Below are 21739 nucleotides of genomic sequence, written 5' to 3' on the forward strand. Positions count from 1 at the left end.
ATGTTTCGGGGTTGTGACGCCCGACACTGCCGTGGCAACCTGTGCAAGTCAAGCATTTCTGCAAAATCTATGCACGTGGATGTGCTTGTCAGCTGCGCTAACATGGCCGTCGTTGTGCATAATTTATGCATTCGAGAACGGGGTACACCATGGACGGTCACCGGACGGAACGCCGGCGTGGGGCGACGAGCTCGACGGTCGCTGAGGCGGCCGGGGTGGCGCAGTCGACGGTGTCGCGGGCCCTGCGGGGTGACCCCCGGGTCCGCGACGACACCCGGCGGCTCATCGAGGAGACGGCCGAGCGGCTCGGCTACCGCCCCTCGTGGGCCGGCCTGACGCCGGCGGCGGCGCTTCCGGCGCGTACGAGATCGATCGGGGTCGTGGCCTCGGACCTGACCAATCCGTTCTTCCCGTCGCTGCTCAACCCGGTGCATGACGAGCTGCAGCTGATGGGCTACCGGTTCGTGCTGTTCGCCGAGCGCACCGACCTGCCCACCGGACAGGAGGCGTTGCTCAGCCTGCTCAACTCGTCGATCGACGGGGTGCTGATCACCACGGCCACGCTCGACTCGCACCTGGGCGAGGCGCTGACCGCCCGGGAGCTGCCGATCGTGCTGCTCAACCGCTACGTCGACGGCATGGACGTCGACCGGGTGACGGCCGACAACCACCACGGCGGGCGGACGGCCGCGCGGCACCTGCTCGATCTGGGCCACCGCTCGATCGGTGTCATCCGCGGCCCGGCCAACACGTCGACCAGCCGCGACCGGCACGCCGGCGTCCTCGAGGGCCTGGCCGGCTCCGGGGTGGTGCTCGAGGTCCGCGAGGGGCCGTACACCCACCAGAGCGGATATCAGAACGCCCGGGAGCTGTTGCGGCTGCCCGCTCCCCCGACCGCGCTGCTCTGCGGCAACGACATCATCGCGTTCGGCGCCCTCGACGCGGCCAAGTCGCTCGGCCTGGACGTGCCGGCCGACATCTCGGTGCTGGGCTTCGACGACGTGCCGATGGCCTCCTGGGAGGTCTTCCAGCTGACCACGGTCCACCAGCCGCTGAGCGAGATGGCCCGCACCGCCGCCCGCCTGCTGGTGGAGCGCATCGAGCACGACGGCGACATCGGCGCCGGCCGGGAGCGGCTCTTCGCCACCAGCCTGGTGCAGCGATCGACCACCCAACATGTCGGCTCCTAGGTGTGACGGCTGTGTTACAAGCCACAGCCTCATGGCGCCACCCAGGCCGCCGCGATGTGTGGCCAACCATTTCTGGACCGACAGTGTGTGGCCCGGCACATGGGTCCGGATCCGGGGCGGCGGCACCGTAAGGCCATGACGACCATCGCTGTAGCCCCTCTGCCGCTCTGGGCGCGGGAAGCCGCCGACGCCGTCGACCTGCACGCCCTGGCCGATCGGGTGGTCGAGGCCGACCTCGCGGCCGCGTTCGACACGTTGCGCGACAACGACGAGTTCGTGACCCGGCTGCGGGCCAGCGTGGTCGAGAACCTCCGCGCGCTGCGCCAGGTGCTGACCGGGCGGACGCCGCTGGCTGAGGTGTGTCTCACCGAGCCGTTCGCGCTGGCGGCGCTGCAGGCCCGCCTCCGCCTGCCGCAGACGGCGCTGCAACGCTCGTACCGGGTGGGTTTCCTGACCATGTGGCAGGAGTGGAGCGACCAGCTCGTGGCGCGGGCCGGCCTAGACGACGTGCCCCGCCGCGAGAGCCTGGAGGCGTTGCAGGCGCTGACCGAGCTCGTGCTGGCCTACCAGCACCACGTGGGCTCGCAGGTCGCGGACACTTTCGCCCGGACCGACGACCAGCTCAGCCGCTCCCGCGAGCACGTCCGGGCCGGCCTGGTCCAGCATCTGCTGCGCGACGACTCGACGCCGCTGCCGCCGTCCGACCTGGTGCTGCTCGACTACCCGCTGGACGCCGCCCATCTCGCCGTGCTGCTGCCCGACCTGCCCGAGAGCGCGGCCCGGCAGGTCCTGGACACCCTGCGCGAGAAGTGCCACGTGCGGGACACCCTCGTGCACCCGATCGACCTGACCAGCACGGTCGTCTGGCTGGCCCAGCCGCGGCAGGCGGGCTGGACGGCGACCCGGATCGCCGCACTCACCGACTGTCTGCGCGGCCACGCTTTGGAGGCGTCGGTGAGCGAGCCGCACGTCGGTGTCCAGGGAGTCCGCGACGGCTGGCGGCAGGTCCGCGACGTGCAGCGCGTCCGCGAGGCCTGGGGCCCGGGCGTGCTGACCTATCCCGACGTGAGCCTGGAGATCCTGCTGATGGCCGATCCGGTGCGGGCCCGCGCGTTCGTCCGCACCGAGCTCGGCGAGCTGGGCGCCGACGACGAGAACGCGGCTCGCCTGCGCGAGACGGTCGAGGCCTCCCACCGGTACGGCAGTCACGTGACCACCGCGGCCCACCTTCACCTGCACGAGCACACCGTGCGCAACCGCCTGCAGAAGGCCGCCGAGCTGCTCGGCCGTCCCCTCACCGAACGCCGCACCGAGCTGCAGGTGGCGCTGCGCCTGTCCCGGCTGCTGATCTCCGTCGCCGAGTGAAGCTCGTCCTGGCCTGCCTGCTCGGCGGCTCGGCGGGCTGGGCCATGACCGCTCCCGGGGCCGGGGCGGCGACCATGGCCGCCGGCTACGGCGCCGGACTGCTCTGGGTCGGCCTGCTCACGTCGGCGTTCGCCGCCCCGTACGCCGTGCTGCAGTTCCCCAGCGGCGTCGTCGTCGACCGCTTCGGGGTGCGAACCACCGCCGTCGCCGGGTTGTCCCTGGTGGTCGCGGCGCACCTGATCGCGCTGGCCGCTCCCCTGCCCGGACTGGCGATGACGGCCCGGGTGCTGTCCGGCACGGGTTTCGCCGTGTGCTTCGTCTGCGGTGCCGAGCTGGCCCGGGCCAGTGGCCGCGGCCCGCGGGGCATGGGCATCTTCGGCGGGGTCTCGCTGGCCGCGTCCGGGGTGGCCGTGCTGGTGGTGCCGTTCGCGGCGCTGGCTCTGCACTGGCGGGCGCCGTGGGTGACCACCCTGGCCGTGACGGTTCCGGCGCTGATTCTCGCGCTCCGGGCCGAGAGTCCCGCTTCCCGGCGTACGTCGTCCCGCGGTGCCTCCGTGCTCGACGCGCAGCTGTTCCGGCTGGCCGCCGTGCACGCCGTGACGCTGGGCCTCGGCCTGGTGCTGTCGTCGTGGGCGACCACCCTGCTCGTGGCCGTGTGGTCGTTCAGCCCCGCCGTGGCCGCCGTCGTCGGGTCGGGGGTGCTCGGCCTGTCGGTGGTCAGCCGCCCGCTCGGTGGCCAGCTCGCCGAGCGGTGGCCCGGCCGCACCCGTACGGTCTGGTCGGTCGCGCTGGTGGCGTGCGCGGCAGCCACGGCGGCTCTGTCCTGGCGGAGCACACCGATCGTCGCCGTGCTGGCGGTGCTGACCCTGGGCATCTTCAGCGGCCTGCCCTTCGCCAGCGTGGTCGGCGCCGGCCAGGCCCGTCTCCCCGAGCGCCCGGCGGCGGCCGTCGGCCTGATGAACACGGCCGCCTTCGGCCTGGTGGTGGCCGCGACCCCGATCGTCGGCTGGGCCGCCGACCACGGCTACGCCTCGTGGACCCTGGTCGCCGTCGCCGCCCTGTGGCTGCTGCCGCTGGCCGCCCTCCCGCGCGTCAGCACCCGGCCGGCCCTCGTCCCCGGTTAGGCTGCGCCGGTGATCCGGGCCGTGATCGTTGACGTCGATGACACCCTGTGCCTGACCGAGGCCGCCTCCTTCGACCTGGAGAACGAGGTGCTCGCCCGGATGGGCCGGCCGCCGATGTCGCGGGCGGTGCACCGGTCGACGTGGGGCGAGGTCCTGCTGGACGCCATGCCGCGGCGGTCGCCGGGTCTCGACCTGGCCCGCTTCGCGGAGCTGTTCCCGTCGGTCCACCAGCAATACCTGGCCGACGGCCGCCTCGACGTGATCCCGCCGGAGAACCTGGAAGCGCTCGACGAGTTCGTCCGGGCCGGTCGCACCGTGCTGCTGCTGACCTCCCGGGCCGAGGTGGAGGTGGAGCACATGCTGGCCGCCGACCACGTGCTGGCCGGTCGGGTCAGCGGCGCCTACCACCAGGGCAACACCCGATTCCGCAAGCCGGACCCGCGCGCCTTCGACGAGCTGCTGGCCGACACCGGCCTCGCGCCGGAGGACTGCGTCTACGTGGGCGACTCACCGGGCGACGCGGTGGCGGCGGGGGGTGCGGGGCTGCGGTTCATCGCCTGCCTGCAGAGCGGGGTGCGCCGGCTCGACGACTTCGCCCCGCGCTACGTCGACGCCGCCATCGACACCTTCCCCGAGGTGGTCGCCGCGGTGAAGCAGCTCGACCACCCTGCCGGCTGAGCCGGCCCCCACCAGCCCGACCACCCTGCCGGTCGAACCGGCACCCAGCAGCCCGACCACCCTGCCCGCCGAACCAGCACCCCGCAGCCTCAAGCACTCCGCCCGCCGAACCAGCACCCCGCAGCCTCAAGCACTCCGCCCGCCGAACAGCACCCAGCACCCAGCAGCCTCACGTACTCCGCCCGCTGAGCCTGCGTCCGGCAGGACGACTACCTCGCACCGCTGAGCTGGCACACAGCAGCCCGACCACCCCGCCCGCCGAGCCTGCGCCCAGCAACGTGACCATTCTACGGGCTGAGCCGGCGTCCGCCGCCGGGCCGAAACGCCGCGGCCGCGCTCGTTCCCTCGGCATGTCGGCCGAACTGCTGCGCAGGGCGCTTGCCACCGCTACTTCCCCCGCGGCGGCGTCCGCAGGCTGTCGACCCGCACGGGTGATCGCTGCCCGAGACGACCTCGGACGGCGGCGGGCGACCTTAGCGTCCTTTCATGATCAACCCCGGAACGGCCCCGATCGAGGACGCCCGGCCGGAACTCGCCCAAGCCAACCTGGAGGCCTTTCTGGACGCGGCGCGCCGGCGCGCCGCGGAGCTGGACGAGGTTCCGATCCGGCAGCGCGTCGCCTACCTCGACGGGGAGCCGGTGCGTGACCCGTCGGCCGACCGGGACGGCCGGTTCGGCTGGGACCTGCGGATGTCCGACGGTCGTACGGTCCGGCTGCTCATGCCCGGGGTGGAGCTGGCCCGGCTGCGCGACGACATCACGGCCGAAGCACCGTGCCTGTATGTCAACGGCACGGCCTGGTGGTGGGACGGCGCGGTGGATTCGGTGGCCGGCGAGGGGCTGGTGCTACGCGGCGGTTCGTGACGGTGCAAGGCAGCGGCATCAGGTTGCCCGCACTGACTGGTGCTACGCGACCGTTCGTGACAGTCCGGCGCAGCGGCATCAGGTTGCCCGCACTGGCTGGTGCTACGCGACCGTTCGTGACAGTCCGGCGCAGCGGCATCAGGTCGCCCGCACTGACTGGTGCTACGCGACCGTTCGGCACAGCGGCATTCGGTTGCCAGCGAGGACTGGTGCTACTTGGTCGTTCGTCACGGTCCGGGGCAGCGGCAGCGGAGCAGCGGGTCGAGCTGGTGGGCGCGTTCGTGCCGCAGGAGGTGGGCCCGTTCGTCGAGAAGTCCCAGCTGCTCGCGGGTGAGGCGATGGGCGTACCAGATGAGGGCCGCGGCCTCGAGGACGTCCGGGTGGACCGGCCGGTCGAGGGTGATCAGGTCGATTGCCGGTCAACGCGCTCAGGTCGCCGCCCGGGATGTCGATGACGGCGGCGAACCCGGTCAGCAGCTCCGGCGTCAGGGCTTTCCGGCCGTGCCCGATCGCGCCGATCGTCGACGCCGAGAGCATGGGGCCGCGTCCGAGGCCGAACAGGAAACGGGCCGCATCGGACCAGCTGAGACCGCGGTTGTGCAGCAGCCGGAGAAGTAGAGCGCCGGGGCCGTCCGGATACTGCTGATGAGACGGTGCCGGCCGGGGCGGACCGAGCGGGCGGCGCTGCTCCGGCAAGGACTTCGCGAGCTCGTGCAGCTCTGGGACGGCGCCCGGCAGATGAGTCATGGACCAGGCCAGCACGCCGACAGAGCTTCCGGGGTGCGTCGGGACGAGGTCGCCGGGCACGGCCTGGCCGGCGATCACGAAGAGGTCACTGGCGTGCAGCCCCAGCACCGGGGCCAACTCGCGCAACATATCCGGGTCGGGCTCCGCACCGTCGAGCACCGCCTGGATACGGCTCTCTGCAACGGTTGTCCTTCGAGCAAGCGTGCCGGCATCAGCCCCACGTAGCTCGGCCAACCGTCCTAACTGCCCCTTCACGAACCCACACTAAGGCGTTCTTGGAGGTGGGATCGAACTCCGGTGAGGCCGCAGCCCGACTCCACTTCGAAGACACGACTCCGAAGTGACAGGGCCAAAAAGTGTCGTGGGGAGGCGCTAGCTTCACCGGCATGAAGCTGCTGCTGACCGATTCCGGTATCACGAACGCGAGCATCCACGACGCGCTGGTCGATCTGCTGGGCAAGCCGATCGCCGAGTCCACCGCCCTGTTCGTCCCGACCGCGCTCCACGCGCAGCCGCGCGGCGCATTTCAGGCTTTTCGCGTGATCAGCGGGCAGGAGGATCGGGCGCCCATGGTTCAGCTGGGCTGGCAGTCGGTGGGGGTTCTCGAGCTCACCGCGCTGCGCAGCATCGGCGAGGATCTGTGGGGGCCGCTGGTGCGCGAGGCCGATGTGCTTCTGGTCGAGGGGGGCGACCCCATGTTCCTGTGCCATTGGATGCGGGAGTCCGGCCTGGCCGGCCTCTTCCCCACGCTCCACGACACGGTTTATGTGGGCTTGAGCGCCGGGAGCATGGTGATGACGCCCCGGATCGGCGAGGATTTCGTCCGCTGGAGCCCGCCCGGGGGTGGCGACACGACGCTGGGCCTGGTCGATTTCTCGATCTTCCCGCACACCGATTACCCCGGCATGCCGGAGAACACGATGGCCGACGCCGAGAAATGGGCGGCCACCATGCCGACGCGCGCCTATGCGATCGACAACCAGACGGCCATCAAAGTGGTCGACGGAGAAGTCGAAGTGATCTCCGAGGGCAACTGGAAGCTCTTCAACGCCTAGACAGAAACGACCGGCGGGCCGACAACCGGCGGGCCGACAACCGGCGGGGCGACAACCGGCGGGGCGACAACCAGCCGGCCCCGACAACCGGCGGGGCGATAAAAGGCGGGCCGACGACCGGCAGGCCGACGACCGGCGGGAGCAGCTGAGGCGGTCAGGCGGCCAGGAAGGCTTGAACGCGGGCCGTCGGGGTGAGCAGTGTGATCGCGGAGCGGTCGGCGAACGTGAGGTGCAGGCGGCCGCCCTGTTCGGTGGAGGCGGTGAGGTCGGCTCGGGGGCATTCCCAGCGCAGCCGCAGGGGTGGGAGGGGGCCGGAGGTCAGGCGGAGGATGTCGCGCCAGGAGCCGGGGCGCTTGGAGAGGAGCAGCAGGCGGCGATCGGTCAGGGCCAGGACGCGGGGGTCGTTGACCGTGCGGATGTGCTCGTCGAGGGCGACCGCGTGGCTGCGGGGTGCGCCGTTGACGCCGCGGCGGGTCTCGGCGGCGGGGCGGCGGAACCGCCACGGTGAGATCTCGGCCCGGGTCACCGGGCCGTCCGGGCGCCCGTCGGCCCGGCTCACCCAGATGGCGGCGCGGAAGGTCTCGCCGGGCGGCAGCAGTTCGGCCACCCGGGTCTTCAGCTGCGCCTCGCGCTCGTCGCCGGCGTTCACGGTTGCACTCCCCTCAGGTCCGGACGTGTGCGCTGGTCAGTCGATCACGCGACCAGCTGTCCGCTGCCACCGGGTGGCCGATCACGCGTCCAGCCGTCCCAGACCACATGGCGGTCGACCACGCCACCGACCGTCCCGCACGCATGGGACGGTCGACCACGCCACCCACCGCCGCCCACGCACGGGACGGTCGACCACGCCACCCACCGCCGCCCACGCACGGGACGGTCGATCACACCATCCACCGTCCCCCACGCACGGGGAGGTCGACCACGCCACCCACGTACGGGACGGTCGACCACACCACCCACCGCGCCCCACGCACGGGACGTTCGACCACGCGACCGACCGCCCGGTATCGCCGGGTCGTGGCGTCACCCCTTGGGCGCGCATCGGCTGGCTGTCTGAGCCGTTCGTCTCTGTGACGAGAGGAGCGAACGGTGATCACCCCACAAGCGCACCACTTCGCCGAGCGGGTCGACCAGGGGCCTGGCCCGGACCGGCCGGCGCCGAGCGGCAGCACCGTCTGGTGGACCGTCAAGGCGGTCGCCGTCGTCGCCGCGGTGGTGCTCAGCTGCGTCGGCTTCGCGGGTGTCCTGGAGGCATCGAGCGCGCATTGTTACGAGGTCTCGAAACGGGTCTGTTTCTCCCGGGTGATCGATCACCTCACCGGTGAGACGGCGCCCAGGACAGCGGACTGAGCCCGGTGTGGCCGATCATGGGGCGGTGACGTTCTCTCTGGCCACACCGCCCCTGTTCGCCGCGCTCGCACCGGCCCGGAATGTGCTGATCGCCGGGGCGGGTGGCGGGTTCGACGTGTATGCGGGTCTGCCGCTGGCCTTCGCGCTGCGGGAGAGCGGCGTCCGGGTGCATCTGGCCAACCTGTCGTTCTCCGAGCTGGAACTGGTCGACCGCGAGGCATGGGTATCGGACCATGTCGTGGCCGTGCGGCCCAAGACGGCCAGCCCCGACTGGTATTTCCCGGAGGGTGCGCTCTCCCGCTGGCTGGCCGGGCACGCCCAGCCGTCGACCGTCTACGCCTTCCCGCCGCTCGGCGTCCAGACGTTGCGCGAGGCCTACCGATACCTGGTCGACCAGCTCGACATCGACGCCATCGTGCTGGTCGACGGTGGCACCGACATCCTGCTGCGCGGCGACGAGGACCAGCTCGGCAGCCCGGTCGAGGACCTGGCCAGCGTGGCCGCGGTGGCCGGCCTCGACGTGCCCGTGAAACTGGTGACGTGCCTCGGTTTCGGCATCGACGCCTACCACGGGGTCAACCACGTGCAGGTGCTGGAGAACATCGCCGCGCTGGACCGGGAAGGCGCTTACCTCGGGGCGCTTTCCATCCCCCGTACGAGCAAAGGAAGCGGCCCTGTATCGGGACGCCGTCGCCCACGCCGCGGCGGCCACGGCCGACCGCCCCAGCATCGTGAACGGCCAGATCGCCGCGGCCGTCAACGGTGAGTTCGGCGACGTGCAGTTCACCCGGCGCACCAGCGGCAGCACCCTGTTCGTCAACCCGCTGATGGCCGTCTATTTCACAGTCGGCCTGGACGCGCTGGCCGCCCGCTGCCTCTACCTGGACCGGATCGAGAACACCTACGGCCGGCGCCAGGTGATCACCCGCATCGAGGCGTTCCGCAACGAGCTGGCCACCACCCGCATCCCGCGGGCCTACCCGCATTAGGCCAGCGCGTCGGCGACGTCGTCGGCGCTCAGGGCCACCTGCAGCTCGGCCAGCACCCGCACCTGGGAGGTCGAGACGCCCAGGAGCTGTTCGGCCTTGCGCAGGCGCAGGTTGACCGTGTTGGGATGGACGAACAGGGCCGCGGCGGTGGCGGCGGTGTTGAGGTCGTGGGTGACGTAGGCGCGGAGCGTCTGTTCCAGGGCGGTGCCGCGGGCGGTGTCGTACGTGCGGATCGGGGCCAGCGTCTCGGCCGCGAACCGGCGCAGCTCGGAGACGTCCTGGAGTTGCAGCAGCAGGCCGTGCACGCCCAGCGACTCGAAGCCGGCCACCGCGTCGGCCGTGCCGCGCAGGCGGGCGATCGTGGCCGCGCCGCGACCCCGGCGGTAGGCGGCGGGGTAGTCGGTCAGCGCGTGACACGGCGGCGACACGGCCACGGCGGTCTCGGGGCCGGCGCCGATGCGGCGCAACTGGGTGAGCAGCCGCTCGGCCTCGGCCGGGGCACCGGCCGGCCACAGCAGCACCACGTCGTCGCCGATCGCGCCGGCCAGGGCCCGGGGCTGGGCGGCCGAGGCGAGCGAGCGCGCGACCGACAGGACGCGGGCCGGGGGGCCGCCGTTGACCACGATCACCGCGTGCGGCTTGGTCAGGTCGAGTCCGAGCCGGCCGGCCCGCTCGGCCGCGGTCACCAGGCCGGCCGCGCTGCCGGCCAGCAGGTCGGTCACCACCTCGCCGGAGAGCCGCCACTCCACCTCGTGCGCGGTGCGGGCCCGCAACACCTCCAGGGCGCAGACCGTCGCCGCGTGCTCCAGGGCCCGTACGTCGAGCGCGGGCAACGGTGACCCGGAGCTGGGCACGACGATGCGCGCGACCGTGTCGTTGCCCAGCACCACGGGGGTGGCGAGCCCCTGCTCGACGGGATCCGGTCCGGCCGCGGCGAGCTGCACCCCGGACGGCTCCTCGACCACCACCACCGACGTGCCGAGCAGCTCGGCCAGGGCCGCCGCGACCCCGGCCACCCCGCCGCCGCGCAGGGCGACCCGGGTGAACTGCTCATGCACCTCCTCGCCGCGGCGCAGTGCCGTGTTGGCCGTGGTCAGGTCGGCGATCGTGGCCGCCTCGCGCTCGCGCAGCCGGGCCGTCTGGATGGCCACCCCGGCCTGCTCGGCGAGCAGCGCCAGCAGCTCCTGCTCGCCCGGGCCGAACTCGTGCGGCATCCGGGTGTAGCAGTTGAGCGTGCCGACCGGGACACCGGCCGAGAAGACCGGCATGGAGATCATCGAGCGGTAGCCCTGCTGCCGGGCCACCCCGCCCCAGGGCAGGAACGTGGCGTCGGCGACCGTGTCGGGCACCTGCACCGGCGTACCGGTCAGGAAGGCCCGGCCGGACGGGGCGCGCGGCTCGTCGTCGGGCTCGAGCACCACCGGATGGTCGGCGTTGACCTGCTCGATGTAGCTGGGCGACAACCCGTACGCCCCGGTGATGACCAGCTTGCGGCGCGCCTCGTCGACCAGGAGCACGGCGCAGAAGTCGTAACCGAGCAGGCGCGACGCCGTCCCGGAGACCAGGTCGAGCAGCTCGGGCAGCGACACCGGGCGATTGAGCGCGGTGGCGATCGCGGCGATCGCCTCCAGCCAGGGACGCAGCTGCACGGCACCGGTCGTCTGCATGCCGGAGACTGTGCCATCACAACTGAGCCAGCGCCATACCTGTGTGGCCGCACATGTGCCCCGCTCGGCTGGAAAGCCAAAGTAGGCCTCATGAACCAAGACGTCGGTGTGCATATCGTCCGCGCCAATGATCTGTCCGACCAGACGCCCCAGACGTCCGGCCTGAAGCGGTTCGAAGCGGTCTCCGCGCGCCGCCTCGGGTCGAAGGACCTGTGGATGGGCCTGTCCGTGCTGCCCGCCGGCAGCAAGACCGGAGTGCACCACCACGGCGACTCCGAGACGGCCCTGTACGTGCTCAGCGGTGTCGGCCGCTGGTGGATCGGCGACAAGCTCGACACCGTGCAGGAGGCCCACCCGGGCGACTTCGTCTACATCAAGCCGGACGTCGTGCACTGGGAGGAGAACGCCAGCGACACCGAGCCGGTCCGCATGATCGTCGCCCGTACCACGCAGGACGCCATCGTCATCAACCTCGAGGACCACCCGTACGGTCCGCAGCTCACCGAGGGGCGGTACGACCATGACTGACCGGGGTCGCGCGATCGTCGTGGGTGGCTCGTTCGCCGGGCTCACCGCGGGGCTGCTGCTGCGTGAGCAGGGCTTCGAGGTCGACATCTTCGAACGTACGCCGGCTTATCTCGACGGCCGGGGCGGCGGCATCGTCCTGCAGCCGGACACCGTCCGGTGGATCGCCGAGCGCCCGCACAGCTTCGGCGTGGACGACGTCAGCATCGGCTCGACGGTGATGCGCTACCTCGGCGACGACAACAAGATCGCGTACGAGGAGCCGGCCGCCTGGCGGTTCAGCTCGTGGACCACGCTCTACCGGATCCTGCTCGACGACTTCGGCACCGCGCGCTACCACCTGGGCGAGTTCGCGGTCGGGCTCGACCAGGACGCCGACGGGGTGGAGCTGCGGTTCGCGAGCGGCCGGTCCGAGCGTGCCGAGCTGCTCGTGTTCGCCGACGGCATCTCGTCGGTCGGCCGCCGCCGGCTCCAGCCGCGGGTCCAGCCCCGGTACGCCGGATACATCGGCTGGCGCGGCTGCGTGCCCGAGCGCGACGTCACCGGCGAGACGGCCGATCTGATCAACGACGCCCTGGCGTACGCGTTGATGGACTCCTCACACATCTGCATGTACGCCATCCCGGGCGCCGACGGCAGCCTGGCCACCGGGAACCGGCAGTTCAACTACGTCTGGTACCGCAACGTGGCCGAGGGCCCCGCGCTGGACGAGATGACCACGGATCTGCGCGGCTACACCGCTCCCGTCTCGGTTCACCCCGGCCAGGTGCAGCGGCGCTTCGTCGACGAGATGCGGGCGGACGCGCTCGCCCAGCTGCCCCCGGCCGCGGCCGAGCTGGTGGCCCGCACCCCCGAGCCGTACATCCAGATCGTCCTCGACATCGCGGTGCGCAACATGGCGTTCGGCCGGGTGGCGCTGATCGGCGACGCCGCGTTCGCCGCCCGCCCGCACGCCGCCGCCGGCACCGCCAAAGCCGCCGCCGACGCCTGGTCCCTGGCCGCCGCGCTGGCCGAGGAACCGGACGTCACGCGGGCGCTGGCCGCCTGGGAGCCCGGCCGGCTGGCCCTCGGCAACGACCTGCTGAGCCGGGTGGCCGAGATGGGCGCCCGGTCGCAGTTCACGAACTCGTGGGACCCGGCCGATCCGGCCCTGCACTTCGGTCTTTACGGCCCCGATCGCTGAGGAAGGCCGCGACCTCGGTCATCACGGCGTCCGCGTCGAGCTCGTTGAACAGCTCATGGCGGGCCTGTGGGTAGGTCCGCTCGACGTAGTCGGGACCGCGCAGGTGCTCGATGCCGGCGCGGGAACCATCGATCGGGACCAAGGGATCGGCCTCCCCGTGGATCCACATCAGCGGCAGGTCACCCAGCGACGGACCCCGCTCGATGGCGTCGAGGCTGCGCTCGATCGCCTGCAGGGTCGGGCGTTTGAACGGCCCGTGCCACACCAGCGGGTCGGCCGCGTAGCGCTCCCCCACCGACGGGTCGCGCGAAAGCGTGGTGATGTCGAGCGGCACATCGGGGATCTCGTCCAGCGCCAGCAGTTGTGCCGCGCCCTCCCACCGGCCGACCAGCGGGCTCGACAGCACCAGCGCGGCCAGCAAATCCCCATAACGCTGCGCGTAACGAGCCGCGATCAGCCCACCCATCGAATGGCCGAGGAGCGTGACCGGCAACCCCGGATGCTCGCGCCGGGCCGTCCCGACCAGCGCGTGCAGATCGGTGACCACGTCCTCGAAGTCGGCCACGTGCACCCGCTCGCCCTCGCTGCGACCGTGACCGACGTGGTCCACGGCGTAGACGACCGCGCCGTCCGCCACGAGCCGGTCAGCGAGATGCTCGTACCGCCCGACGTGCTCGCCATACCCGTGCGCGATGACGACGACGCGGACCGGCTCGCCCGGCCCGGCCCAGGTCCGAGCGACCAGCCGCCCGCGCATTCCGTCGTAGTCCCATTCCCGCGAATCCGCCATGACGCCATCATCCAAGGGGACGCTCTCGCTGACCACAGTCAAAATCAGGATGTCGTAGCGGGGTGGTGGGTGCGGACCGTCGCTCACGCCGAGGGCCGCGGCGCGGCGAGCAGGGCGCTGGCGCGCCCAGAGCGCTCACCCCACCACGGCGACCTGCGTGCGTGGTCGCGCTCTAGGTGCGGGGGTGGCCCATCGTCGGGCGGTCGGGGCCGCCGAGGGCCGAGGACAGCAGATCCGCGAGTTTCCAGATGGCCTGGTCGTCGTTGTCCGACGCCTGGTAGGCCAGATCGTTGACCAGTAGGAACCACGCTCGGCCGGTCAGCGTGACGGGGACTTGGGTGGCCGGTGAGGTGGCGGCCTTGGCGGCGGTGTCGATCGGGACGTACGGAGCACTCACCGGGACGACGTTCAGGATCTTGAGCCACTCGGCCGCAGTCAGGACGGCCCGGTAGTCGCGGTCGTCGTCCAGGCCCAGGTCGTCCGGCGTCGACTCGGGGATGGTGAACTCGCACCACGGCGACCAGCCGGCCGCTCCGACGGCCGGTGGCGTGCCCCGCACGCGCCACCGGTAGGACTCGCCGTGCCTCAGCGGTTTGCCCCAGCGGAAGTCCATGGTGGCGGTCAGGGGATCGCCCGGGTCTCCGGGAAGCTGCTGGTCCTCGGCGGTGCGGCCGTAGACGCCAGTGATCTGAAAGGTGGAGCCGATGCGCCGCAGTCCGGGGACCGCCGTGAAGGACGCGGACAGGGTCGGGCGAACAGTGTCGAGCACGGGACGTCCAGGGCCTGCCACACAGTTCCGGCCGTCGGTGCTCAGCCCGGTCGGCAGGGCCGCGCCGGCATATCGCGGGTCAGCCGGGTCGGCCGACGGCTCGTCGTAGAGCCGGTCCAGTCCCGCCGTCTCGTAGCCGCAGGCCTGCTGCCCGATCGGATCCAGCTGATCGGCGATGGCGGCCTGACACTCGCCCAGCGACAACGGCCGGAGCCGCTCACTGATCAGGGCCCGGGACGCGGCAGGATACGGGCTCGGACGGGCCGTCACCCGCGAGCCGGAGCCCGAAGGACGTGTCACGATCACGGTGAAGATGGCCAGGACCACGACGATGCCGGCACCGGCAGCCATCCGCACGAGCGACCGCGACGGGTCCGACGACGACGCGGCGGCGGGCAGCCCGAACTCGCCGGCACTCCGCGCAGCCGGCGCCGCTGGCGGTGGACCCGGCCGCCCCCGCCGGCGCAGGACGAAGCCGCCGAGAACAGCTCCGGCCACAGCGGCCAGAACCACCACCCAGCCGGCCCGGCGCGACGGCTTCACACCAGGCCCATCGGCAGCGCGACGCCGAATCTGAGACCAGAAACGGACCGGTCCGCGCGCGAGGCGAGTCCCTTCGAAGTCGACGCCGCTCCTTGAGGTCATCGCCGAGCGCGGACACCATGAAGCCATGTTCCTGAGACGACGCTCGACGCCACCAGAGCTGCCGAACGCCACGACTTTCCGGCGCGACCAGGACGACCTCCTGAGGAAGCAGCTGGTGGCGCTCGAGGCGGTGTCGGCCCGGCATTCGGCCCACATCACCATCATGTGGCAGGCCCCAGTCTGGGTCTGGCCGCCGAGGCCTTTCTCCTGACCATCGCCCTGGCACCGGGCACGGCTCAGGCGTCGAGGATCATCGTCTCGGTGGTCGGCATCTCGGTGGCCGCCCTCATCAGCCAGTTCATGGCAAAGCACCGTCTCGCCTCAGTCCGCGACGGGTACGTGCTGGAGGACTTGATCCGAAGGCTGAATCTGACCGACGTCTTCAGGGCCGCAACCCAAGCGAAGACCACCTGGCTGAGCCGCCGCAGCAGCTACCTCTCCTGGCGGATGGGACTGGCCCTCTTCCTGCTCGTCAACACAGCCATCCTCATCCTTTCCATCGTCAAGCCCGCCGTTTTCGCCGGCCCACCCGCCACTCCCTGACCTGTTGGCGCCGCCGGTGAGCCCGTCCGGGCGACGGACAGCATTCACCGATGCCGCCAGGAACTCCGACCGGTGGCAGTCAACGAGCGCTGAACTCAACTCGCGGTGGCTCGGCCGTGAGCAACTGGGCAAGCTGCTCACGGCCGGCCGGCCGGCTATCGGCGGATCAGGGTGAAGCCGCCCGGGAGGACCAGCGCCCGCACGGATGAGCCCGTGGACGAGGTGTGGGAGCGCCGGACACCGGTGCCGTCGTACGACTCGACCGTGGCCGGGCCTGCGCCGGGGACGGGGAGCGTCACTGTTTCGGGTTTGCGGGCCGCGCTGCGGAGCAGGGCCGTGGTGTGGTTGTTGCCGGCTATGACGTAGCGCGACACCACCGGTTCGAGGATGACCGCGTCGACCACGGCCTCGCCGCCGGTGGCGGTGGCTACCAGGTCGGTCGCGCCGGGCGGCAGTTCGCCGTTCAGCGTGACCGGCAGCAACGCGCCCGGGGCCGGTGACGCGCCCTGCGCACCGATCCGGCCGTGCCGCACGCTGCCCAGCACCCGGCCGGCCGAGGTCCAGCGGGTGACGGCCGCGCTGCCCGGTTGCAGGTCGGCCACCGGCAGCACGAGCCGGGGCTGGGTGGCGGGCGGCAGGGTGAAACGGGCCGTGGAACCGGCGGGCAGGCGGGCGTAGCGGCCCTCGCTGAACTGGGACTCGCCGGTCCACGCCGACGGTGGGGTGACGACCGTGGCCCCGCCGGCCAGGGCGGCCGACTCGGCCTCCACTGTGGTCGAACCGACGCGCTCGACGATGGTGCTCTGACGGGCCTGGGCGGCCGCGTCGGGGTGGGCGTCCAGGGCCAGCATGCTGAGCAGGCCGTGGATGGTGGACTCGGCACCGGCGTTGCGGTTGACCGTGCCGTCGGCGGCGATGCCGTCCACCGTCCGGCCGGTGGTCCGATCGTAGGCCGGGACGCCCGCCGCGTTGGCACCGAAATACCAGGCGGCCACGATCCCGGCCAGCGTGCGGAATCCGGTGCGGCCACTCGATGCCGCCACGGCCAGCAGCGACTGGATGCGCGAGTCCACGCCGTACGCGATCTGGCTCTTGTCGATGCGGACGGGCAGCCGGCCGTTGTCGGGGCCGCCCGAGGTGAGCAGCCACGGCGTGAAGACCGCCGCGTCGGTCACCGCCGGGCGCACCAGGCGGTCGTCCCCCAGGACCTGGCCGGCCCGGGCCAGCGCGGCCGGCATCTGCGACGCCCAGGCGTGCCAGTCGGAGAGCGACAGACCCCACGGCAGCACGGCACCGAACGGCCACTCGCGGGCATTGCCGCCGGACAGCGCGGCGATGCCCTCGCTGAACTGCCGCAACGCGCGCCGGGCGGCGGGCGGGCCACCGGACGAGACGTACGCGGCCAGGCCCAGCACGGCCTCGGCGGTCGCGTCGGCGCCGTCGACGATCAGCCACGCGGGGGTCCGCCGGCCGTCGACGTTCTGCCAGGTGCCGTAGCGGACGAGGACCTGACGGTCGAGCGCCCCGACGGCCAGGTCGAGCCGCTGCTTCAGGAAGGCCGCGAACGCCCGGTCGGCGGACTTGAACGCCGCGTATCCCTCGCCCAGCGCCCACACGGCGCGGGCCAGCCAGTAGGACGGCCCGCTGTCGGACGGGTCGGGCAGCTCGACCGGCTCGGGGCTGGCGTTGAAGGTCCCGTCGGGCTGCATCCACAGGATGAAGTTGCCGGTGGCGAGGGTCTGGAAATACGTCAGGCCCCGCAGCAACTCGTACGCCGCGGTCCGGCTCCGGACCGATCCGGTCTGCTTCCAGTGTCTGATGTAGACGACCGCGGCCCGGGCGATGTCGTCCGAGTTGAAGGCGCCCTGCCCGTAGGTGTCGGTGGCCGCGTCGTACGGTCCGCCGCCGATCCGCCGGTAGGTGCCGTCGGCGTTCGGCTCGGCATAGGTCCAGAGCACGCCGATGCCGCTCGCCGGGCGATAGGTGGTGTGACCGGGCTGCGCCGGCGGGGTGACGCTGTCGCGCAGGAAGTCGAGGTGGGCGGTGTTGGTGAGCCGCGGGGCGGCGGCCTGACTAGGTGTGGAGGTCAGTATCGGCGCGGTCAGGGCTAGTCCGCTGCCCAGCAACACGGATCGGCGCTTCATGGCTGGCTCCTTCGACGACGACGGGAGAGACTCGATCGAGGCGAGCGACGCCGATTTTGCTGTCCGCCATGCCGTAGAAGACATAGTGGACGCCGTCGACCTGCTCGATGGCGGTGGGGAAAACGACGTTGGGCACCGTGCCCGACTGCTCGTCGGCGGTCTCCGGGACGAAGATCGGCTCGGCGGTGCGATCGAGCACGTGGCTGGGGTCGGCCGGGTCGAGCAGCATCGCCCCGGCGGCGTAGGTGACGCGCTGATTGGTCGGGTCGAAGCCGGGCGGGATGTAACCGGTGACCCCGTGGTGGATCAGCAGCCAGCCTTCGGGCACTCGCAGCGGCGGCGGGCCCGCCCCGATCTTCAGTTCCTCGTACGGGAACTCGGGCAGCGCCACGCAGCGGTGATTCCGCGGCCGCACCAGCGCGGTGAGATCCGCCTCGGCTTCCTCGGCCGGAACGTACGAGATCCAGATCCCGGCCCGTTCGTCGGAGATCCCGGCCGGCAGGTGCACGCCCTCGCCGGGCCGGAACCAGCCCAGGTCCCACATCGGCCGGTGGATCATCGCGTAGCTCGGCCGCCCGTCCGGATCGGGCACCACCTCCGGGAAGAAGACCGCGTCCTTGTTGGGGAACAGGTTGAGGTCGGTGTCGAGGTCGGGCTGATAGGTGAACTGCACCGGCCCGAGCCGCCGCCACGATCGCAGGTCCTCGGAGACGGCCAGGGCCAGCCGGGGCCCGAGCGGCCCGTACGCCACGTAGGTCATCAGATGCTTGCCGAGACTGGGCACCCACGTCGTCCGGGGGTCCTCGACGCCGGCGTTGTTGAGCCCGCGTTCCCAGCCTTCGTCCGGCGAGAGCACGATGCCCTGGCGTTCGACCCCCACGGGTACGCCGTCCACGAGCTCGACCTCGGCCAGCCCGACACGGGAGACGTTGCCCGTGGCCACCAGGCGCGGCAGCAGGAACAGGCGCCCGTCGGGCGTACGCCCGCTCGCGGGGTTGAGAACCCCCTCGGCCTCGAGAGGGTCACCGGTCTCGGGCGCCATGACGACGCCCAGCCGGGTGAGGGTGTACGGAACCATGTCAGCCTTTCACGCCGGAACCGATGTCGGTGGAGATGAACTGCCGCTGGAACGCGATGAACAGCGCGACCGCGGGAGCGGCCAGCACACATGCGCCGGCCAGGATCGCGCCGAACGGGTTGGCGGCCCGCGCGGACACGGTGCTGATGTAGTTGGCCAGCGAGACCGCGAGCGGTTGCATGTCCGCGTCCTTGGTGACCAGGAACGGCCACAGGAACTCGTTCCACGGTCCGATGAAGGTCAGCAGGATCGCGGTGAGCAGGGCCGGGCGTACGAGGGGAAGGGCGACCGACCAGAGGATGCGCACCTCGCCCGCGCCGTCGAGCCGGGCCGCCGCGAACAGGTCGTCCGGCAGTTGCAGGAAGAACTGGCGGAACACGAAGACCGCGGTGGTGTTGATGGCGAAGGGCAGGATCATGCCGAGGTAGTTGTCGGCCAGCCCGTAGCCGCGCACGATCAGCACGTACAGGGGAATGAGCAGCAGCTGGAACGGGATCACCTGCACCAGCAGCACGAGCGCGAAGAGCACGCCCCGCCCCCGCCATTGCAGCCGGGCCAGTGCGTAGCCGGCGATCGTGCCGAACACGACCGTCCCCAGCAGCACGCCGCCGGTGAAGATGCCCGAGTTGACCAGCGAGCCGAGCAGGTCGACACGCGAGTTGATGTCCTGGTAGTTGTCGAGCGTCAGCCCGCCGGTCGGGAACGCGCCCTTGATCGACGTGTCCGGTGACGACTGCAGCGAGCCGATCAGCATGTAGTAGAAGGGGAACAGGAAAATCAGTGCGCCCAGGAACAACAGGAAATAGCGCACGACATTGGGCCAGCGCCTCATGAGTCCCGCCCTTCGATGAACCGGCGGTTGATGTACGCGACGACGAGCGTGCCGAGCACCAGCAGCACGCCGAGCGCGGCCGCGAAGTCGGGCTCGCCCTGCTGGATACCGCGCTGATACATGATCAGCACCGGCGAGGCCGAGGCGCCGTTCGGGCCGCCGCCCCCGGTCAGCAGGTAGGGCTCGGTGAACAGGTTGGCCCCGGTGATCAGGGCCAGGATCACCACGAGCGCCGTGGACGACCGCACCGCCGGCACGGTCACCGACCAGAACTTGTTCCAGCCGTTGGCACCGTCGACCGAGGCCGACTCGTAGAGCTCGTTGGGCACGTTCTGCAGCGCGGCCAGGTAGAGCAGGATGAAGAAGCCGAGCTGCTTCCAGGTCACGAAGAACGCGATGACCGGCATCGCCCAGCCCTCGTTGACCAGCCACGACGGGTCGGGTGCGAGCGGGCCGAGCAGCGAGTTGACCAGGCCGCCCGAGTTGAACAGGAACAGCCACACGCCGACGACGGCGACGCTCGCCGTCACGTACGGGACGTAGAACGAGACCCGCAGGAACGTCCGGGCGTGGACCACCCGGTTGAGCGCGACCGCCAGCACCAGCGCCAGCCCGGTGGTCAGCGGCACGTTGATGACCAGGAAGACCAGGATGTTCTTGAACGCCTGCCCCACCGCGGGATCGGTGAGTGCCGCCTTGTAGTTGTCGAGCCCGACGAACGGGTGGTCGACGATGGCGCCGGGCGCGGCGAAGAAGTAGTCGTGGAAGCTCATCCACACCGAGAACCCGAACGGGTAGGCGAAGATGATCGCGAGGTAGACGGCGTAGGGCGCGGCCAGGATCATGCCCACCGGGTGGCGGCCGAGGAGGCCCGCCGCCCGGTTCTGCGTGGCGGCCGTCATCAGGAGCCGCTGGCCAGCTGGTCGACCTTCTCGGCGGCGCCGGCGAAGGAGTCGGCCACGGGCTTCTTACCGAAGATCACGGACTCGGAGTACGCGTCCCGGAACGCCTGCCAGATGGCGACGGAGTTCGGCACGTTGGGCACCTCGACCGTCCGGCCGGCGAACTCGGCGAACTGCTTGTAGTCGGCGTTCTTGGCGAAGTAGTCCGGGTACGCCGTCTGGAGGTCCTTGCGCAGCGGCATCTGGCCGGTCGCGTCGAGCAGCTTGCCGTCCTGCTCCTGGCTGGTCGCGAACTTCATGACCTCCCACGCCGTGGCGCGGTTCTGGCAGGCGCTGTACATGGCCACGTTCTTGGCGTCGCTGAACGTCTTGATCTCGGCGGCCGGCTTGCCGGTGGAGGTCGGCACCGGCACGGCGCCCCACTTCACCTTGTCGCCGTAGACCTTGACCGCCCACGGGCCGACGATGGCCATGGCCGACTTCTTGTCGGCGAACGCGTCGCCGTTGTACATCTCCTTGGGCGCCAGCCCCTCGCCGTACAGGGTCTTCCAGAAGTTCGCGACGGCCTGGCCCTGCGGGCTGTTGAACTGCGCCTTGTTGTCCTGCACCAGCTGCGTGCCCCCGGTCTCGGCGGCGAACAGCGGGTAGAAGTCGAACCAGGACTGGAAGAACTCGCTGCTCGGCGCGGGATAGATGGCGGCCTGGGCGGCACCCGAAGACTTGATCTTGCGGGCGGCGGTCAGGAACTCGTCGTACGTGGAGAGCGCGGGCTTCTCCGGGTCGAGGCCGGCCTTGGCAAAGATGTCTTTGTTGTAGAAGATCATCACCGGGTTGGACTTCCACGGCAGCTGGTAGAACTTGCCGTCCGGCGACTTGTACTGCTCCGCCGTGTCACCCGTGCGGTCGGCGATGTACTGCGCGCCGCCGTCGAACGAGTCGAGGGCGACCAGGCCGCCCTGCTTCTGGAACTGCGGGATGGCGGCCGGGGCGGTGTTCCAGATCAGGCAGGGCGCGTTGCCGGCCGTGATCGCGGCCCCGATGACCTCCTCCGAGCTCTTGCCGGCCGGGATCTCCTGGGCGGTGATCTTCTGGTCGGCGTGCTGGCCGTTCCACGACGCGACCATCGCCTTGCCCCAGGCCAGCTCCTCCTGGTTGTTGGAGAGCCAGATGGTGATCGGGCCGGTGGCCGCGTTGGCCTGGTCGGCGTCGCCGCCACCGCTGCCGTCGCAGCCGGCGGCGAGGGCCAGCGAGAGGGTGAGGAGGGCGGCCGGAAGGGCGCGTTTCATGGTCACTCCGTTC

22 protein-coding genes are annotated in these 21739 nt (G+C 71.3%); 13 read left to right on the forward strand and 9 right to left on the reverse strand.

The features are described from left to right. Window positions 1-149 precede the first annotated feature (149 nt). The 6 genes from NAG42_RS17085 (at window position 150) to NAG42_RS17110 (ending at window position 7023) form a co-directional block, all read left to right on the forward strand. Entirely contained in the window at window positions 150-1190 is a 1041-nt protein-coding gene (locus NAG42_RS17085) for a LacI family DNA-binding transcriptional regulator (RefSeq protein WP_250031281.1), read from the forward strand. Between the two features lie 135 nt (window positions 1191-1325). Beyond that, a complete protein-coding gene (locus NAG42_RS17090) occupies window positions 1326-2555 on the forward strand; it encodes a PucR family transcriptional regulator (protein WP_250031282.1) in 1230 nt (409 codons plus the stop codon). Then, window positions 2552-3679, forward strand: a complete 1128-nt coding sequence (locus NAG42_RS17095; RefSeq protein WP_250031283.1) for an MFS transporter — start codon at window positions 2552-2554, stop codon at window positions 3677-3679. The genes NAG42_RS17090 and NAG42_RS17095 overlap by 4 nt, the downstream gene beginning before the upstream one ends. Window positions 3680-3688: 9 nt before the next feature. After that, a complete protein-coding gene (locus NAG42_RS17100) occupies window positions 3689-4357 on the forward strand; it encodes an HAD family hydrolase (RefSeq protein WP_250031284.1) in 669 nt (222 codons plus the stop codon). Between the two features lie 486 nt (window positions 4358-4843). Beyond that, a complete protein-coding gene (locus tag NAG42_RS17105; protein WP_250031285.1) occupies window positions 4844-5221 on the forward strand; it encodes a hypothetical protein in 378 nt (125 codons plus the stop codon). Window positions 5222-6354: 1133 nt separating this feature from the next. Further along, window positions 6355-7023, forward strand: a complete 669-nt coding sequence (locus tag NAG42_RS17110) for a Type 1 glutamine amidotransferase-like domain-containing protein (protein ID WP_250031286.1) — start codon at window positions 6355-6357, stop codon at window positions 7021-7023. Between the two features lie 154 nt (window positions 7024-7177). Here the strand turns inward: NAG42_RS17110 and NAG42_RS17115 are convergent, their stop codons facing one another. Next, window positions 7178-7672, reverse strand: coding sequence for a hypothetical protein (locus NAG42_RS17115; protein WP_250031287.1), 495 nt, complete (start codon window positions 7670-7672; stop codon window positions 7178-7180). 440 nt (window positions 7673-8112) lie between these two features. Here NAG42_RS17115 and NAG42_RS17120 point away from each other — a divergent pair, with 440 nt between their 5' ends. From NAG42_RS17120 to NAG42_RS17130, 3 genes are read left to right on the forward strand one after another with little or no spacing between them, the layout of a single operon-like run. Next, window positions 8113-8373, forward strand: coding sequence for a hypothetical protein (locus NAG42_RS17120; protein ID WP_250031288.1), 261 nt, complete (start codon window positions 8113-8115; stop codon window positions 8371-8373). 25 nt (window positions 8374-8398) lie between these two features. Then, on the forward strand, window positions 8399-9139 hold the full coding sequence (locus NAG42_RS17125; RefSeq protein WP_250031289.1) for a DUF1152 domain-containing protein: 741 nt from the start codon (window positions 8399-8401) through the stop codon (window positions 9137-9139). After that, window positions 9105-9362 (forward strand): hypothetical protein, encoded by a 258-nt coding sequence (locus NAG42_RS17130; protein WP_250031290.1) that lies wholly within the window; start codon window positions 9105-9107, stop codon window positions 9360-9362. Before NAG42_RS17125 ends, NAG42_RS17130 begins: the two co-directional genes overlap by 35 nt. Here the strand turns inward: NAG42_RS17130 and NAG42_RS17135 are convergent. After that, complete coding sequence (locus tag NAG42_RS17135; RefSeq protein ID WP_250031291.1) at window positions 9359-11029, reverse strand: helix-turn-helix domain-containing protein; 1671 nt, start codon at window positions 11027-11029, stop codon at window positions 9359-9361. The genes NAG42_RS17130 and NAG42_RS17135 overlap by 4 nt on opposite strands. A gap of 90 nt (window positions 11030-11119) precedes the next feature. On the opposite strand from NAG42_RS17135, the gene NAG42_RS17140 reads away from it, so the two are divergent. Continuing rightward, on the forward strand, window positions 11120-11557 hold the full coding sequence (locus NAG42_RS17140; RefSeq protein ID WP_250031292.1) for a cupin domain-containing protein: 438 nt from the start codon (window positions 11120-11122) through the stop codon (window positions 11555-11557). Beyond that, window positions 11550-12737: an FAD binding domain-containing protein gene (locus NAG42_RS17145; RefSeq protein ID WP_250031293.1), complete on the forward strand. Its 1188-nt coding sequence runs from the start codon at window positions 11550-11552 to the stop codon at window positions 12735-12737. Before NAG42_RS17140 ends, NAG42_RS17145 begins: the two co-directional genes overlap by 8 nt. Here NAG42_RS17145 and NAG42_RS17150 read toward each other — a convergent pair. Further along, window positions 12673-13527 carry an alpha/beta hydrolase gene (locus NAG42_RS17150; protein ID WP_250031294.1) on the reverse strand — a complete coding sequence of 285 codons (855 nt, stop codon included), beginning with the start codon at window positions 13525-13527 and terminating at the stop codon, window positions 12673-12675. The genes NAG42_RS17145 and NAG42_RS17150 overlap by 65 nt on opposite strands. A gap of 172 nt (window positions 13528-13699) precedes the next feature. Further along, window positions 13700-14839 carry a hypothetical protein gene (locus NAG42_RS17155; protein WP_250031295.1) on the reverse strand — a complete coding sequence of 380 codons (1140 nt, stop codon included), beginning with the start codon at window positions 14837-14839 and terminating at the stop codon, window positions 13700-13702. 127 nt (window positions 14840-14966) lie between these two features. On the opposite strand from NAG42_RS17155, the gene NAG42_RS17160 reads away from it, so the two are divergent. Further along, window positions 14967-15152, forward strand: a complete 186-nt coding sequence (locus tag NAG42_RS17160; protein WP_250031296.1) for a hypothetical protein — start codon at window positions 14967-14969, stop codon at window positions 15150-15152. Window positions 15153-15202: 50 nt separating this feature from the next. Continuing rightward, window positions 15203-15484, forward strand: a complete 282-nt coding sequence (locus NAG42_RS17165) for a hypothetical protein (protein ID WP_250031297.1) — start codon at window positions 15203-15205, stop codon at window positions 15482-15484. A 155-nt stretch (window positions 15485-15639) separates the two neighbouring features. Here the strand turns inward: NAG42_RS17165 and NAG42_RS17170 are convergent, their stop codons facing one another. The 5 genes from NAG42_RS17170 to NAG42_RS17190 are packed head-to-tail and all read right to left on the reverse strand — an operon-like array spanning window position 15640 to window position 21726. Beyond that, window positions 15640-17628 carry a hypothetical protein gene (locus tag NAG42_RS17170; protein WP_250031298.1) on the reverse strand — a complete coding sequence of 663 codons (1989 nt, stop codon included), beginning with the start codon at window positions 17626-17628 and terminating at the stop codon, window positions 15640-15642. Then, window positions 17558-18706, reverse strand: coding sequence for a glycoside hydrolase family 130 protein (locus NAG42_RS17175; RefSeq protein ID WP_250031299.1), 1149 nt, complete (start codon window positions 18704-18706; stop codon window positions 17558-17560). The genes NAG42_RS17170 and NAG42_RS17175 overlap by 71 nt, the downstream gene beginning before the upstream one ends. Window position 18707: 1 nt before the next feature. Beyond that, window positions 18708-19538, reverse strand: a complete 831-nt coding sequence (locus tag NAG42_RS17180; RefSeq protein WP_250031300.1) for a carbohydrate ABC transporter permease — start codon at window positions 19536-19538, stop codon at window positions 18708-18710. Then, window positions 19535-20440 carry a carbohydrate ABC transporter permease gene (locus NAG42_RS17185; RefSeq protein ID WP_250031301.1) on the reverse strand — a complete coding sequence of 302 codons (906 nt, stop codon included), beginning with the start codon at window positions 20438-20440 and terminating at the stop codon, window positions 19535-19537. Before NAG42_RS17185 ends, NAG42_RS17180 begins: the two co-directional genes overlap by 4 nt. Continuing rightward, the gene (locus NAG42_RS17190) at window positions 20440-21726 is read right to left on the reverse strand and encodes an ABC transporter substrate-binding protein (protein ID WP_250031302.1); all 1287 of its coding nucleotides are present in this window, start codon (window positions 21724-21726) and stop codon (window positions 20440-20442) included. Before NAG42_RS17190 ends, NAG42_RS17185 begins: the two co-directional genes overlap by 1 nt. Between the last annotated feature and the right edge of the window lie 13 nt (window positions 21727-21739).

Source organism: Paractinoplanes maris (assembly GCF_023544465.1).
GTDB lineage: Bacteria > Actinomycetota > Actinomycetes > Mycobacteriales > Micromonosporaceae > Actinoplanes > Actinoplanes maris.